Genomic DNA, 14,396 nt, shown 5'->3' with positions numbered 1-14,396 from the left:
GCTGCTGTGCGGCCTCGATCACGAGCCGTCCTGCCGGTAGACCAGCACGGAGTGGCCGATCCTGATGACGTCGCCGTCCGCGAGGTCCTGGCTGGCCACCCGGCGGCCGTTGACCAGCGTGCCGTTGGTGGAGCCCAGGTCCTCGACGGTGACCGTGCCGCCGTGCAGCTGGACGTCGGCGTGCTTGCGGCTCACCCCGGTGTCGGGCAGCCGGATGTCGGCCTCGGTGCCGCGGCCGAGCACGTTGCTGCCCGGCTCCAGGACGTGCTTGGTGCCCGGGCCGTCGACGACCAGGACGTGGGACACCCGCTGGCCGGGCCGGCCGACGACGGGCGGGTCCTGGGCGCCGGTGTCGGTGGCGTGCGCGCGCATCCCGGCCAGCGGCGGGAGCGGGGGCAGGCCGGGCGGGGCCGGGGGTACGGGCGGGGCGGCGGGCTCGGCGCGGTGCGGGGCCCCGGCGCCGGCCACGTGCGAGGCGACCTCGAACACGCCGGTGCGCAGCTCCTCGTCGCGCTCCAGGCGTACCTCGATGTCGCCGAAGGTCTGGTAGCCCTCGGCCTCGATGTGCTCGGCGACCATGTCGGCGAGCTCGCCGGCCAGCTGCTCGGACCACTCGGCCAGGTTGTCGAAGTCGACCGGGCCGAGGCTCACCACGAACAGGTTGGGGGAGAGCACGCGGCCGCCGCTGAGCACGGAGCGCTGCTCGTCGGCCTCGCGCTGCAGGGCGTGCGCGATCTCGGCCGGGTGGACCTTGCCCTTGAAGACCCGGGCGAACGCCAGACCGACCATGCCCTCGAGGCGTCGCTCGAAGCGCTGCAGCACACCCACAGTCGCTCCCTCGCGTTTCGGCTGACCTCCCACTGCCTTGAGCGCTGATCGTAACCGGGGGAGGGTCGCCGGACCGGTCGGGAAGCGCAGGACGCCCCGGACGACTTTCGTCCGTCCGGCGTCCCGGGCACTGTCTACCAGCGGGAGCGCCGGCGGTGGCGGGGCGCGCCGGAGCGGGGGGCGGGGGTGGGGGCAGGGTGCCGGTTGCCGGCTGCTACTGTTCTTCCTCGCCAGGGCAAGTGGCGGAATGGCAGACGCGCACGGTTCAGGTCCGTGTGTCCGAGAGGACGTGGGGGTTCAACTCCCCCCTTGCCCACCCGCGGTCCCCTCCCCGGAGGGCTCCAGAGCGCCGGTGACCCCCAGGGTCCCGGCGCTCTCGCGCGTCCGGGGTCGGTCCCGGGCGCGGCCGTCGGGCTCGGTGGCTCAGCGCCGGCGGCCCGGCGCGGCGGGGACGTCCAGCGCCCGGTGCAGCGCGGACAGGTCCTCGTCCACGACCACCCCGAGCGGCGCCTGGCCCTCCCGGCCGGAGTCGGTGACCACCAGCGCCCGCGGCCGGGGCCCGTGGGCCAGCGGCCGGCCGAGCAGCTCGATCGCCTCCGCGGCGGTGGTGGTCCGCGGCACGTGCAGGGCGGCGTCCTGGTCCTCGGCGCAGGCCAGCACCGCGGCCACCGGCTCCTCGCCGGTGGTCACCTCGTCGTCGTCCACCTGCCGGGCGAACCAGCGGGCGATCGCGTTGGTGGTGACCAGCCCGGCCCAGCCGGCGTCGTCGTAGACCGGGAACTGCGAGTAGTCCAGGGTGCGCACCTGGTGCAGCACCGCGCGGACCGGGTCGTCGGCCCGCACCGACACCACCGCCCGGCCGGCCAGCACGCTGAGCACGGTCGGCGGCCGCAGCAGCAGGTCGCGCACCTGGCCCAGGTGCTCGAGCACCCCGGGCGCCGGGTCGGCGATCGGCCGGCCGTCGTAGTAGCGCTGGTGGCTGATCACGTTGCGCAGCTCGGCGAAGGTGCCCAGGTCGCGCAGCACGCTGCGCGGCAGGCGGGTGCGCTCGGCGTAGGCGCTGGCCAGGCTGCTGAACGACTCGTGGTCGGCCCGCCCGAGCGAGCTGCGCAGGTGCTGCTCGACCTCGTTGAACAGCCCCAGGAACTCCGCGGCCCGGGAGCCCTCGGTCATCGGTCCCGGTGCGGTGCCCCGCCGTGCAGCGCCGGCTGCCGGTCGCGGCCGGGGCCCGCACCCAGGGACTGGGCGAGCAGCACGACGCCCCACGGCCCGATCACCCAGACCGGCCAGGGGTAGAGGAGGTCGCCGGACGCCGCCGAGCTGAGCGCCCAGATGCCCACCACGATCACCGCGGTGGTCAGCCAGCTGGCCCAGGCGGCGCGCAGGCCGGTGCTCCCGGCCCAGCCGCCCGTCCAGCCGCCGGACCAGCCGTGCGCCCAGTACCGCGACCAGTCCTGGCCGCCGCAGGCCCCCGGGGCGGGAGCCGGGGCGGTCTCCTGCGCCGGGGCCGTCGGCGCGGGAGCGGGCAGGTCGGCGGTCAGCTCGGCCAGCTCCCCGTAGGTCCGGGCGGCGTAGGCGCGGGCCAGCCGCTCGTCGTACTCGGCGACGGTGAGCCGGCCGGCGGACATGTGGCCGCCCAGGACGTCGGCGACCGCGGCACGGTCGGCATCGGAGGCGCGCAGGTGGGACTCGGGCATTCCGGACTCCTCGGTCGGTCGCTGGCACCAGTCTGGCGCCGCCGGACCCCGCGGACCACTGACGTCTGTCACCAGTTCGCCAGGTTCCACGTGGAACGCGCGGCGGGCCGCTGTGGTGAGCTGTCCGCGAGCCTGCCGAGGAGGACCCATGCCGCTGGACCCGCCCTTCCCGCCCACCGAGCCCCGGGACGCCGAGGTGTCGCTGGGGAACACCCGGCTCGCCGTCGACCTGCGCGGCGGCGGTCTGCGGGAGCTGGTCACCGGCGACTGGCACGTGCTCGACGGCTACGCCTCGGGCACCGTGCCGGCCGGACGGCGGGGTGGCGTGCTGCTGCCCTGGCCCAACCGGCTGCGCGGCGGGAGCTGGCGGTGGGCGGGCCGCGACCTGCAGCTCGACGTGGTCAGCCCGGCCTCCCCGAACGCGGTGCACGGGCTGGTCTCGGCGCAGCCGTTCGCGGTGCTCGCGGAGCGGCCGGCCGGGGTGACCGTCGGCGCCGTCGTCGAGCCCCGGGCCGGCTACCCGTTCCGGCTCGCGGCCGCGCTGGACTACGACCTCGCGCCCGGGCGCCTCACGGTCACGGTGCGGGTGCGCAACGCCGGTGACGCCGCGGCCCCGTTCGGCGTGGGCATGCACCCCTACCTGCACGTGGGCGCCGACGCCGACGGCGGGCTGGCCGACGCGTCGCTGACCGTCCCGGCGCGGACGGCGATGGTCGTGGACGGCGGCCTGCCGACCGGCGAGAACCGGCCGTTCGACGGCGCCGTCGGCCGGATCGGCGACCGCCGGCTCGACGACCCGGTGACCGACCTGGTCCGGGACGACGACGGCTGGGCCAGGGTGCGGCTCAGCGGCCCGGCCGGGGCGCTGGAGCTCGCCGTCGACGGGTCGTGGTCGTGGCTGCAGGTCTTCTCCGGCGACACCCTGCCGGCCGGGCAGCAGCGGCGGAGCCTGGCGGTCGAGCCGATGACCTGCCCGCCGAACGCGCTGGCCGACGGCGCCGACCTGGTCGTGCTGGAGCCGGGGGAGACCTGGTCGGGCACCTGGACCCTGGGGTGGACGCCGGCGTGACCGCGGAGCTGCGGGTGCTGGAGCTGTGGCGGTTCCCGGTGAAGTCGCTGCAGGGCGAGCGCCTGGACCGCGCCGAGCTGGGTCCGGAGGGGATCGCCGGCGACCGCGGCTGGGCGCTGTTCGACGTGGCGACCGGCTTCGGGCTGACCGCCCGGCGGGTGCCGGACCTGCTGTTCGCGACCGGCCGGCTGCGGGCCGACGGGCGGGCCGAGGTCGTGCTCCCCGACGGCACGGTCACCCGCGACGACGCGGTGCTCTCCGGCTGGGCCGGCCGGCCGGTGGCGTTGCGCCCGGCCGCCGAGGTCTCCGGCGCCCGGCGCTACGAGGACCCGGCCGACGACGAGCAGGGTGAGGGCGGCCGGTGGAACCCCTTCGCCGGAGCCGACGGCGCCTTCCACGACAACGCCGACGCCCGGGTGACCCTGCTGTCGACCGGGTCGCTGGGCAGCTGGGACCGGCGGCGCTTCCGGGCCAACGTGCTGCTGGCCGGTGCCGGGGAGGACGCGCTGGTCGGCTCCCGGGTGCGGGCGGGCACCGCCGAGCTGGACGTCGTCCGGCGGGTGCCGCGCTGCGTGATGACCACCCGGCCGCAGGCCGGCGGCATCGGCCGGGACACCGGGGTGCTCAAGACCATCCACCGGGAGCTCGGCGGGGCGCTGGCGGTCGGCGCGCTGGTCGCCCGGCCGGGGGAGCTCGCCGTGGGCGACGTCGTCGCCCCGGCCTGACCGGGGGAGGATCGACGACGTGCGCACCATCGAGATCCGTCCCGGCGAGGAGTCCATCCGGCTGGGCCAGCTGCTGAAGCTGGTCGACGCCGTGCCCTCCGGCGCCCAGGTGAAGGACGTCCTCGCCTCCGGCGACGTCACCGTGAACGGCGAGCCCGAGGAGCGCCGCGGCCGGCAGCTGCACCGCGGTGACGTCGTCTCGGTGGTCGGCCAGGAGGACGTCCGGGTCGACTGACCCGACGCGCTGTCCGGACCCGTTCGCAGAACGTGACCCCGCGCGCGGCGACACGCCGGTTCACAGAGACGTAACACGCCCTGCGTGCACATCGCGTCGATGCGGGCATGCCCGAGGGGCCCGGGCGGCGGTGGTGCGGAACCCGCCGCCCGGGGCTCTCCTCCCCGGCTCAGCCCGGTGGCAGCCGCAGGTCGGCGACGAGGGCCCGGTGGTCGCTCCCGGGCACGTGCACCACCTGGAAGCCGGCCACGCCGATCCGCGGGTCCACGAGCACGTGGTCCAGGCTCAACCGGGGCAGCCGGGCGTGCTCCAGCGACCAGGTCGGGCGCAGCGCCTGCCCGGTGGCCGCGGCGGCGTCCACCCAGCCCCGGCGGAGCAGCCGCCGGAACGCCGTGTGGTCCGGGGTCGCGTTGTAGTCGCCGGCCAGCACCCGGAGCACGTCGTCCTCGGGCTCCGGGAGCAGCCGCAGGTCCTCCTCCCAGCGGAGGACGTGGCGGGTCGACCGGGACGGCGGGTGGGTGTGCACGGCGGTCACCTCGACGTCGGCTCCACCGGGCACCGCCAGCCGGACGGCGGGCTGCCCGAAGCGGCCGGGCACCACGCTGCGGGACAGCACCTCCAGCCGGGTCCACAGCGCGCCGCCCCCGCCCGGCGGTCGGCCCTCCGCGGCCGGCACGACGTGGGCGTGCGGGAGCAGGTCGGCGACGCCGGTGCCCAGCAGCGCGGTGACCGCGTCCGGGGTGACCTCGGAGAGGGCCAGCACGTCGGCGTCCGTGCCGCGGGCGAGCGCGACGACGGCGGCCGGGTCGGCCCGCCCGTGCAGCATGTTGAGCGTCACCACGCGCAGCGGGCGGCCCTGCGGTCCGGCGTCCACGGTCCGGCGGGTGCCGGCGAGCACGGTGGGCCCGAGGACGGACCCGGCCAGCACGGCCGCTGCTCCGCCGCCGACCAGCGCCGCGGCCCGGGAGCGGGTCAGCGCCGCGACGGCCACCGGCAGGACGCTGGTGCCGGCCGCGTACCGGGTGAACGCCATCGCCGGCACCAGCGGGAAGCCGCGGTCGGCACCGGCCGCGCGGGCGGCCGCCCAGCCGGCCCAGGGGAGGGCGAGGGCCAGGGCAGCGCGACGGGAGAGGAGCACGCCGCCATCCTGCCGACCCCGGCTGTGCGGCCCGCGACGCGCGCTCCCACGTGGCTGTTCATCTCCGTCGGGTAGACCCTGGACCGACGGGCTGAGGTGAACGGCCCATGGACGAGGAGTGGACGCGTGGCTGTGCAGCATCTGGAGATCGAGCGGAAGTTCGACGTCGACGAGACGTTCGTGCTCCCCGACCTGACCGGGGTGCCGGGCGTGGCGGAGGTCCGCGAGCCGGTCGAGCACCAGCTGGAGGCCGCCTACTACGACACCGCCGACCTGCGGCTGGCCCGCGCCAAGGTGACGCTGCGGCGCCGCACCGGGGGCGCCGACGCCGGGTGGCACGTGAAGCTGCCACCGGTGGCCGGTGCCCGCCGGGAGCTGCACTCCCCGCTGGGCCGGGCCGCGAAGACCCCGCCGAAGGCGGTCCTGGAGCCGGTGCTGGGCATCGTGCGCCGCGCGCCCACCGGGCAGGTGGCGCTGCTGCGCACCCGCCGGGTGGTCACCGAGCTCGTCGACGCCGAGGGCCGCGTGCTGGCCGAGGTCGCCGACGACCACGTGACCGGCACGGCACTTCCGGCCGAGCCGGGCGAGGCCGCCGTCGTCACCGTCTGGCGCGAGGTCGAGGTGGAGCTGGTCGACGGCGACGACGAGGTGCTGGCCGCGCTGGCGACGACCGTGGTCGCGGCCGGCGCCCAGCCCGCCGACGCGCCGTCCAAGCTGACCCGGGTGCTCGCCGACCGGCTGGCCGCCGTGGTCGGCCCCGAGCTCCCGCCGGCCGCGGCCCGCGAGGAGCAGGGCGCGAAGAAGGGCAAGAAGGCGAAGAAGGGCAAGAAGCGGAAGGCCGAGCAGGGCCGGACCTCCAGCGCGCCGGCCGGCGAGGTGGTGCGCGCCGCGCTGCAGCTGCAGGTGCGGGCGCTGCAGGACGCCGACCTGATGGTGCGCACCGGGCAGGCCGACGGCGTGCACCAGGTGCGGGTCGCCTGCCGCCGGCTGCGCAGCACGCTGGCCGCCTTCCGGCCGGTGCTCGACCGCTCGCAGACCGACCCGCTGCGCGAGGAGCTGGCCGCGGTCGGCACCGCGCTGTCCCCGGCCCGGGACGCCGAGGTCGCGCTGGCCCACCTGCGCGAGCTGGTCGCCGCCCAGCCGGTCGAGCTGGTGCTCGGCCCGGTCGCCGCCCGGCTGCAGCAGGCCGCGCTCAAGGACGAGCAGGCCGGTGACGTGCGGGCGCGCAAGGCGCTCAGCTCCCCGGAGTACCTGCAGCTGCGCGACGACCTGGACGCGCTGGTCGCCGAGCCGCCGCTCACCGAGGACGCCGTCCGGCCCGCCGACGAGGTGCTGCGCGAGGTCGTGGCGCACACCGCCAAGCGGCTGCGGCACGCGGTCGACGCCGCCCAGGACAGCGACGACCCCGAGGCGCTGCACGAGGTGCGCAAGGCCGCCAAGCGGGTGCGCTACACCGCCGAGGCGGCCGTGCCGGTGCTCGGCCGGCCGGTCGCGGAGCTGGTCAGCGCGCTGAAGGGCGTGCAGGAGGTGCTCGGCGACCGGCAGGACACGTTCGTCACCCGCCCGCTGTGCACCCAGCTGGGGCTGCAGGCCTTCGCCGCCGGGGAGAACGCCTGGACCTGGGGCCGGCTGCACGCCCTGGAGCAGGCCCGGGGCGAGCAGGCCGAGCGCGAGTTCTGGTTGCGCTGGCCGCAGCTGCGCCCGGTGCTCCGGACGTCGACGAAGTAGGCGGAGGGAGCCCGCGGAGCAGCCGGTGACCCTCATCGAGGTGCTCGGCTTCGGTGTCGTCGTGCTGCTGGCGATGGCGCTGCTGCACGGCTACCTGTGGTGGCGGCTGGTCCGCGGCACCACCCGGCCCGGCCGCACCCGGCGGCGCCTGACCCTGCTCACCGCCGTGCTGGCCCTGCTGCCCACGCTGGCGGTGGTGCTGCGGGGCCGGGTGCCGATGGGCGTCGCCGCGCCGCTGGACTGGGTCGGCTACACCTGGCTCGGGCTGGCGTTCTACCTCTTCCTCGCGGTGCTGGCGACCGAGCCGATCCGGGTGGCGCTGCGCCTGTTCCGCCGCAGCCGGGAGGCGGGTGCGGCCCGGGCGGCCGAGACCCAGCTCTCCCGGCGGCGCTTCCTCGCGCTGGGGGCGGGCGTGGTGGCCGTGGGGGTGGCGGGCACCGGCGTGGCGCTGGCCAACTCCGCGCCGGTGGTCCGCCGGGTGCCCATCCGGATCCCCCGGCTGGACCCGGCGCTGGCCGGGCTGCGGATCGTCACCTTCTCCGACGGGCACCTGTCGGCCACCTACGGCGGCCGCCGGTTCGAGCGGCTGGTCGAGACGGTGAACGCCCAGCGGCCCGACGTGGTCGCGATCGTCGGCGACCTGGTCGACGGCGACGTCGAGGAGCTGCGCGAGGACGCTGCCCCGCTGGCCGACCTGGTCAGCGACCAGGGCGTCTTCTTCGTCACCGGCAACCACGAGTACTTCGTCGACACCGCGGGGTGGCTGGCGCACCTGCCGACCCTGGGCATCGACGTGCTGCGCAACGAGCGGGTGCCGATCCGCCGGGGTGGGGCGTCGTTCGACCTGGCCGGCATCGACGACCGCACCGCCGCCGCCTCCGGCCTGCCCGGGCACGGCGCCGACCTGGACGCCGCGCTGGACGGCCGGGACGACGACGTCCCCGTCGTCCTGCTGGCCCACCAGCCGGTGCAGGTCGAGCAGGCCCGGGCGGCCGGGGTCGACCTCCAGCTGTCGGGGCACACCCACGGCGGGCAGCTGTGGCCCTTCGACTACGCCGTGCTGCTCGACCAGCCGGCCGTCGAGGGCTGGTCGCAGCAGGGCGACACCCAGCTCTACGTCACCGCCGGCGCCGGCTACTGGGGGCCGCCGATGCGGGTGGGCGCGCGCCCGGAGGTCACCGTCATCGAGCTCCAGCCCGGCGACCCGGTCCGCCCCCGCCGCTGACGGCCCCCGTCCCGGCCCCCTTGCAGGGCCCCGCCGCGAGCTTGCGAGTGGTGGGGGGCAAGGGGGTCCTTCGTCAGCCGGTGAAGGCGGTGGTCTCCGCGAGCCGGGTCTTGGGCACCGTCTTCAGCTCGGCGACGGCGTCGGCGAGCGGCACCAGCCCGATCTCGGTGCCGTGCAGGGCCACCATCTGACCGAACCGGCCCTCGTGGGCGGCGATCGCCGCGTGCAGGCCGAACCGGGTGGCCAGCACCCGGTCGAAGGAGGTCGGGGTGCCGCCGCGCTGCACGTGGCCGAGCACCGTCGTCCGCACCTCCTTGCCGGTGCGCCGCTCCAGCTCCTCGCCCAGCTGCTGGGCGACGCCGGTGAACCGCCGGTGGCCGAACTCGTCCAGCCCGCCGTCGCGCAGCGGCATGGTGCCGGGCTTGGGCGTGGCGCCCTCGCTGACCACCCCGATGACGTGCCGGTGGCCCCGGTCGAACCGGGCGGTCACCAGCCGGCACACCTCCTCGATGTCGAAGGGCTCCTCGGGGGTGATGGTCAGGTGCGCCCCGGAGGCGAGCCCGGCGTTCAGCGCGATCCAGCCGGCGTGCCGGCCCATGACCTCGACCAGCAGCACCCGCTGGTGCGACTCGGCGGTGGTGTGCAGCCGGTCGATCAGGTCGGTCGCGATGCTGACCGCGGTGTCGAAGCCGAAGGTCAGGTCGGTGCCGTGGATGTCGTTGTCGATGGTCTTCGGGATGCCGATCACCGGCACGCCCTCCGACGCCAGCCAGGCCGCTGCGGTCAGCGTCCCCTCGCCGCCGATGGGCAGCAGCGCGTCGACCCCGTGGGCGTCGAGCACCTCGCGCATCCGGCCCAGCCCGTCCCGCAGCTTCTGCGGCGCCACCCGGGCCGAGCCCAGCACGGTGCCGCCGCGGGTCAGCAGCCCGTTGACCACGGGCCGGTCGAGCACCATGGCGTCGTCCTCGAGCAGGCCGCGCCAGCCGTTCCGGAAGCCGACGACGGTGCTGCCGTACTCCTTCTCCGCGGTGCGGACGACGGCCCGCAGGACGGCGTTGAGGCCGGGGCAGTCGCCGCCGCCGGTCAGCACTCCGATGTGCACGTGCTCTCCTCCGAAAGGGGGGTCGGGCAGCTGAACCGTACGTCATGACGTATAGACGTCTCCTGGTGCAGTACCTTTCTGGGCGTGGCGACTGTCGAGGCGGGGCCCAAGTACCTCGCCGTCCGTGAGGCGCTGCGGCGTCGCGCGTCCGCGCTGCCCGAGCACACCCTCCTCCCCCCGGAACCGGTGCTGTGCGCCGAGTACGGCGTCAGCCGGATCACCCTGCGCCGGGCGGTCGACGGGCTGGTCGCCGACGGTCACCTGGTCCGCGAGCAGGGCCGTGGCACGTTCGTCAGCCGCCCGGGCATCCGCCACGAGTACCGCGAGAGCTTCGTGCACCGGATCGCCGGGTTCCACTCGGTGATGACCGAGCAGGGCGCCCAGGTCGGCACCACGGTGCTCGCCCAGCGCGTCGTCCCGGCCGCGCCGCCGATCGCCGCCGAGCTGACCATCGGCACCGCCGACGACGTGGTCGAGCTGGTCCGGCTGCGCAGCGTCGACGGCCTGCCCAACCACGTGGTGCGCAGCTTCCTCGCCGCCGACCGGTACCCGAAGGCGGCCACCGAGGACTTCGGCCACGGGTCGCTGTACGAGTTCCTCCGCCGCGAGTACCAGGCCGACCTCGCCCACGCCCGGCTGGTCGTCGACGTCGGCACGGCGGCCGCCGACGAGGCGGAGATCCTCGACGTCATCGCCGGGTCGCCGCTGCTGGTCGTCCGGACGACGGTGCGCGACAGCGCCGGCCACCCGCTGGTGCACAGCTTCTCCCGGCTGCGGCCCGACGTCAGCCAGGTCGAGTTCGAGGTCTCCGTCGGCGGTCGCTGACCCCACCGGTCAGGCCGGCACCGACAGCGGTGCCGAGGGCGCCCCCAGGGCGAGGCGCTGGTCGCGCAGCAGCACCCGGTCCAGCGCGTGACCCACGTGCCGGGCCAGGTCGACGACGACCTCCTCGAGCGGCGCGTCGACCTCCCGGGGCAGCCCCCAGCCCACCAGCAGGCCGCCGGACGCGCTGTGCTGACCCAGCACCATCGGCACCGACAGCGAGGTCTGCGCACCACCCGTCGGTGCCCGCACCAGGCCCGCGTACTCCGCCTCGCCCGCGGCGCGGCTGGTCACCGGCACCGGCCGGCGCTCCCGCACGGCCGCGGCCAGCGGGTGCGCGTCGGTGAGCTGCAGGCCGGCCCGCGGCGTGTTGGACGGCGGGGCGCCCGCCGCCAGCGCCCAGACCTGCAGGTCGTCGCAGCCGGCCTCGGAGACCCCGAGCAGCGCGACCACCGCGCCCAGCGGCGACCGCAGGAACCGGTCGACGGCCCGCAGCACGTCCAGCAGGCTCTCGGCGGGCACCAGCTCCTGGCTGAGCCGGGCCACCACCCGCGCCCGGTCGGCGGCCGCCTCGGCCTCGACGAAGGCCCGCTGCGCGGCGGCGGCTGCCTTGCGCGCTGCATCGTCGGCCCGTGCCGCGGCGGCGGCCGCCTCGCGCTCGGCCAGCTCCAGCGCCCGGAACTGCAGCCGCCGGCTGGCCTCGGCGGCCGCCAGCCGCAGCGCGGCCAGCTCGGCCGCCGTCCAGTCGCGGGGCCGCTCGTCGGAGACCGAGAGGACGCCGATCGGGTGGCCGTGGACGTCGGTGAGCGGCACGGCGGCGTAGGCGACCACAGCCAGCTCGCGGACCCCCACGCGGTCGGCGAGATCGGGGTCCAGCCGGGCGTCGCGCAGCACCAACGGCGTGCCGGAGGCGACGACCCGCAGGCTCATCGACTGGGCGAGCGGCATCGACCGGCGGGACTCCCAGGGCTCGGGCAGCCCGTACGCGCCCGGGTACACCTGGCCGCCCTTGGACACGAGCACCACGAGCGCGCGGTGGACCTGCAGCTCGGCGGCCAGCCGCCGCGCCAGCTCGTCGAAGTCCGGGTCCGGGCGCGCCGGCAGCGGGGCCCAGGTGGGCAGCTCCCAGCCGGTGCTCTGCATGGTCGTCGCCCCCAGTCCGTGCTCGTGCGGTGGGCGCCGCGGGGGCTCCGCTCGCGGGCGTTCACCCGTTGGTGTCACCTGGATGCTGTCAGACTCCAGAGCGGGGTGCCCGGGTCCGATGGGGGCGACGTGGAGGAGATCCAGGACGCACCCGCGTCGGCGGCCCGCACCGCGATCCGGGACGGCGCGGTGACCAGCGTGTTCCAGCCGATCGTCGAGCTGGACAGCGGCCGGGTGGTCGCCTACGAGGCCCTCGCGCGGGGGCCCGAGGGCGTGTTGCGCTCGCCCGACGCGCTGTTCGCCGCCGCCCGCGCCGAGGGCTGCCTGACCGAGCTGGACCAGGCCTGCCGGGCCGCCGCGCTGCGTGGCGCCGTCGACCAGGGCCTGCTCGCCCCGCTCACCGTCTTCGTCAACGTCGAGCCCGACGCGCTGGACGACGCCCCGCTGGCGGCGATGTTCGACCCCGCCGACCGCTTCCCCGACGGCCTGCAGGTGGTCCTGGAGATCACCGAACGGGCGCTGGCCGCCCGGCCGGCCGAGCTGCTGCGCACGGTGGCCCGGGTGCGCGAGCTGGGCTGGGCCGTCGCGCTGGACGACGTGGGCGCCGAGTCGCTGTCGCTGGCCTTCATGCCGCTGCTGCGCCCCGACGTGGTGAAGCTCGACCTGCGGCTGGTGCAGGAACGCCCCGGTCCGGCCATCGCCGAGATCATGAACGCGGTCAACGCCTACGCGGAGTCGACCGGTGCCGTGGTGCTCGCCGCGGGCATCGAGGACGGCCGGCACCTGACGATGGCGCGGGCGCTGGGCGCTACCCTCGGCCAGGGCTGGCTGTTCGGCCGCCCCGGCCCGGGCGCGGTCCCCGGCCAGCGGACCGGCGCGCTGCGGCTGCCCGACGCCCGGCCGTCGGACGCCGACGCGGCGATGATCTCGCCGTTCGCCTGCCTGCCGTCTGAGGTGGCGGTGCGGGAGGCGCCCAAGGCGCTGCTGATCGAGCTGAGCAAGCAGCTGGAGCGCCAGGCCATGCGGCTGGGCGAGACCTGCGTCGTCGCCGCCGCCTTCCAGGAGGCGCGGCACGTCACCCCGGCGACCCGGCAGCGCTACCGCGACCTGGTCGAGCGGGTCGGCTTCGTCGCCGCCCTGGGTGAGGACCTGCCGGTCGAGCCGCTGCCCGGGCTCCGCGGCGCCCACCTCGCGCCCGACGACCCGGTGCGCGGCGAGTGGGACATCGTCGTGCTGAGCCCGCACTTCAGCGCGGCGCTGCTGGCCCGCGACCTCGGTGACGACGGCCCGGACATGGACCGCCGGTTCGCCTTCGCGCTGACCTACGAGCGGGACACCGTCGTCCGGGCCGCGCACGCGCTGCTGTCCCGGGTCGCCCCGCGCAGCGGCGCCGAGGCGGGAGCCGCGCCGTCCTCGGCCCCGGCGGTCGCCGCCGCGCGGCAGCTGCTCGCCGGCAGCGGGGCCGGCCACCCCGGCGAGGCGCTGCTGGAACGGGCGCTGGCCGCCGTGGGGTCGGGCGTCACCATCGTCGACCTGCGGCTGCCCGACCAGCCGCTGGTCTACGTCAACCCGGCGTTCGAGCAGCTGTCCGGCTTCCGGGCGCGCGAGGTGCTCGGCCGCAACTGCCGCTTCCTGCAGGGCGCCGACACCGACCCCGCTGCCGTCGGGCGGATCCGGGCGGCCGTCGCGGCGGGGGAGCCGGTCCAGGAGGTGCTGCTCAACCTGCGGGCCGAGGGCAGCACCTGGTGGAACGACTGCTCGCTCACCCCGGTCACCGACGCCTCGGGCGCCGTCGTCCAGTACATCGGCATCCAGACCGACGTCTCGGCGCGGGTCGAGGCGGAGCGGGCGCTGGCCACCGAGCGGGACCGCTGCCGCGACTACGAGGCGCGGCTGGCCGAGCTGGGGACCCGGCGCACCGCCGACGGCCACCGGGGTCAGACGTCGATCGACTCCCCGGGGGCCAGGCGCGCGTAGGGGGTGGGCTGCCCGGGGCCGCGCTCGCCGAACAGCCCCCGGAGCAGCGTCAGGCCGGTGTCGTTGAGCAGGCCGTCGTGCACCGCCACCGCCCGCTGGGCCTCCACCGCCCGCAGGTAGTCGATCAGCTCGCCGGTCTTCGACCACGGCGCGTGCGCGGGCAGCAGCAGGGTCGGGACGGCGACGTCGGGCACCGTGAGGGCGTCGCCCGGGTGGAAGACCCGCCCCTCGACCAGGAAGCCGACGTTGCGCACCCGCGGGATCTCCGGGTGGATGACCGCGTGCCACTCGCCGTGCACCGTGACGTCGAACCCGGCGGCGGTGAAGCGGTCGCCGTCGCCGACCACGTGCACCCGGGAGCCCAGGCCGGCGAGCTGCTCGGCCACCGAGCTGTTCGTCCACAGCTCCAGCGCGGGGTCGGCGAAGAGCGCGGCGCGCACCTTGTCCGGGACGAAGTGGTCGACGTGCTCGTGGGTGACCAGCAGGGCCGTGGCGCCGGCCCAGGCGTCGTCGGCGGTGAAGGCGCCGGGGTCGACCACCAGCCGGCGGTCTCCGTCGGACAGGACGACACAGGCGTGGCCGTGCTTGGTGAGCTGCACCGGGGCCTCCTCGGGGAGCGGGACGACACCGGCACGGTGCCACGGCGGCGGGGATGCGGGTGGACCCGGGGGCGTGACCCGGACGGGTGAGGCACTGCCGGACGGCTG

The 14,396-nt window shown here is 76.6% G+C and carries 14 protein-coding genes and 1 tRNA gene; 8 read left to right on the top strand and 7 right to left on the bottom strand.

Annotation, left to right across the window (positions count from 1 at the left end; genetic code table 11):
* Positions 1-18 precede the first annotated feature (18 nt).
* Positions 19-828 carry an FHA domain-containing protein gene (locus tag FHX36_RS15400; protein ID WP_110553036.1) on the bottom strand — a complete coding sequence of 270 codons (810 nt, stop codon included), beginning with the start codon at positions 826-828 and terminating at the stop codon, positions 19-21.
* A 233-nt stretch (positions 829-1,061) separates the two neighbouring features.
* On the opposite strand from FHX36_RS15400, the gene FHX36_RS15395 reads away from it, so the two are divergent.
* Positions 1,062-1,144 (top strand) — tRNA-Leu (locus tag FHX36_RS15395).
* Between the two features lie 107 nt (positions 1,145-1,251).
* Here FHX36_RS15395 and FHX36_RS15390 read toward each other — a convergent pair.
* Together FHX36_RS15390 and FHX36_RS15385 are read right to left on the bottom strand one after the other, a co-directional pair.
* Positions 1,252-2,001, bottom strand: a complete 750-nt coding sequence (locus FHX36_RS15390; RefSeq protein ID WP_110553035.1) for a CBS domain-containing protein — start codon at positions 1,999-2,001, stop codon at positions 1,252-1,254.
* On the bottom strand, positions 1,998-2,525 hold the full coding sequence (locus FHX36_RS15385) for a DUF1707 SHOCT-like domain-containing protein (protein WP_110553034.1): 528 nt from the start codon (positions 2,523-2,525) through the stop codon (positions 1,998-2,000). The genes FHX36_RS15390 and FHX36_RS15385 overlap by 4 nt, the downstream gene beginning before the upstream one ends.
* Before the next feature lie 148 nt (positions 2,526-2,673).
* On the opposite strand from FHX36_RS15385, the gene FHX36_RS15380 reads away from it, so the two are divergent.
* The 3 genes from FHX36_RS15380 to FHX36_RS15370 are packed head-to-tail and all read left to right on the top strand — an operon-like array spanning position 2,674 to position 4,554.
* The gene (locus tag FHX36_RS15380) at positions 2,674-3,594 is read left to right on the top strand and encodes an aldose epimerase family protein (RefSeq protein ID WP_183513874.1); all 921 of its coding nucleotides are present in this window, start codon (positions 2,674-2,676) and stop codon (positions 3,592-3,594) included.
* Complete coding sequence (locus FHX36_RS15375; RefSeq protein WP_258372893.1) at positions 3,591-4,319, top strand: MOSC domain-containing protein; 729 nt, start codon at positions 3,591-3,593, stop codon at positions 4,317-4,319. The genes FHX36_RS15380 and FHX36_RS15375 overlap by 4 nt, the downstream gene beginning before the upstream one ends.
* Before the next feature lie 19 nt (positions 4,320-4,338).
* Entirely contained in the window at positions 4,339-4,554 is a 216-nt protein-coding gene (locus tag FHX36_RS15370; protein ID WP_110553209.1) for an RNA-binding S4 domain-containing protein, read from the top strand.
* A gap of 169 nt (positions 4,555-4,723) precedes the next feature.
* On the opposite strand, the gene FHX36_RS15365 is transcribed toward FHX36_RS15370, so the two are convergent.
* Entirely contained in the window at positions 4,724-5,692 is a 969-nt protein-coding gene (locus FHX36_RS15365) for an endonuclease/exonuclease/phosphatase family protein (RefSeq protein WP_110553208.1), read from the bottom strand.
* Positions 5,693-5,818: 126 nt separating this feature from the next.
* Here FHX36_RS15365 and FHX36_RS15360 point away from each other — a divergent pair, with 126 nt between their 5' ends.
* Positions 5,819-7,420, top strand: a complete 1,602-nt coding sequence (locus tag FHX36_RS15360; protein ID WP_110553207.1) for a CYTH and CHAD domain-containing protein — start codon at positions 5,819-5,821, stop codon at positions 7,418-7,420.
* Positions 7,421-7,445: 25 nt separating this feature from the next.
* Positions 7,446-8,645 (top strand): metallophosphoesterase, encoded by a 1,200-nt coding sequence (locus tag FHX36_RS15355; RefSeq protein WP_220036016.1) that lies wholly within the window; start codon positions 7,446-7,448, stop codon positions 8,643-8,645.
* A 73-nt stretch (positions 8,646-8,718) separates the two neighbouring features.
* Here the strand turns inward: FHX36_RS15355 and FHX36_RS15350 are convergent, their stop codons facing one another.
* Positions 8,719-9,747 (bottom strand): ATP-dependent 6-phosphofructokinase, encoded by a 1,029-nt coding sequence (locus tag FHX36_RS15350; RefSeq protein ID WP_110553206.1) that lies wholly within the window; start codon positions 9,745-9,747, stop codon positions 8,719-8,721.
* Positions 9,748-9,831: 84 nt separating this feature from the next.
* Here FHX36_RS15350 and FHX36_RS15345 point away from each other — a divergent pair, with 84 nt between their 5' ends.
* The gene (locus FHX36_RS15345; protein ID WP_110553205.1) at positions 9,832-10,572 is read left to right on the top strand and encodes a GntR family transcriptional regulator; all 741 of its coding nucleotides are present in this window, start codon (positions 9,832-9,834) and stop codon (positions 10,570-10,572) included.
* Positions 10,573-10,581: 9 nt separating this feature from the next.
* Here FHX36_RS15345 and FHX36_RS15340 read toward each other — a convergent pair whose 3' ends face one another.
* Positions 10,582-11,712, bottom strand: a complete 1,131-nt coding sequence (locus tag FHX36_RS15340; RefSeq protein WP_183513873.1) for a GAF domain-containing protein — start codon at positions 11,710-11,712, stop codon at positions 10,582-10,584.
* A gap of 129 nt (positions 11,713-11,841) precedes the next feature.
* Here FHX36_RS15340 and FHX36_RS15335 point away from each other — a divergent pair, with 129 nt between their 5' ends.
* The gene (locus FHX36_RS15335; RefSeq protein WP_343056630.1) at positions 11,842-13,689 is read left to right on the top strand and encodes an EAL domain-containing protein; all 1,848 of its coding nucleotides are present in this window, start codon (positions 11,842-11,844) and stop codon (positions 13,687-13,689) included.
* On the opposite strand, the gene FHX36_RS15330 is transcribed toward FHX36_RS15335, so the two are convergent.
* Positions 13,650-14,288: an MBL fold metallo-hydrolase gene (locus tag FHX36_RS15330; protein WP_110552735.1), complete on the bottom strand. Its 639-nt coding sequence runs from the start codon at positions 14,286-14,288 to the stop codon at positions 13,650-13,652. The genes FHX36_RS15335 and FHX36_RS15330 overlap by 40 nt on opposite strands.
* Between the last annotated feature and the right edge of the window lie 108 nt (positions 14,289-14,396).

The sequence above is a fragment of the Modestobacter versicolor genome, assembly GCF_014195485.1.
In the GTDB taxonomy this organism is placed as follows: Bacteria; Actinomycetota; Actinomycetes; order Mycobacteriales; family Geodermatophilaceae; genus Modestobacter; species Modestobacter versicolor.
This window is presented reverse-complemented; position numbering and strand designations above follow the sequence as displayed.

Bases quoted from the DNA above. Each gene is read 5' to 3' on its own strand.
- FHX36_RS15380 (WP_183513874.1), top strand. From the start codon at position 2,674: ATGCCGCTGGACCCGCCCTTCCCGCCCACCGAGCCCCGGGACGCCGAG.
- FHX36_RS15340 (WP_183513873.1), bottom strand. From the start codon at position 11,712: ATGCAGAGCACCGGCTGGGAGCTGCCCACCTGGGCCCCGCTGCCGGCG.
- FHX36_RS15385 (WP_110553034.1), bottom strand. From the start codon at position 2,525: ATGCCCGAGTCCCACCTGCGCGCCTCCGATGCCGACCGTGCCGCGGTC.
- FHX36_RS15390 (WP_110553035.1), bottom strand. From the start codon at position 2,001: ATGACCGAGGGCTCCCGGGCCGCGGAGTTCCTGGGGCTGTTCAACGAG.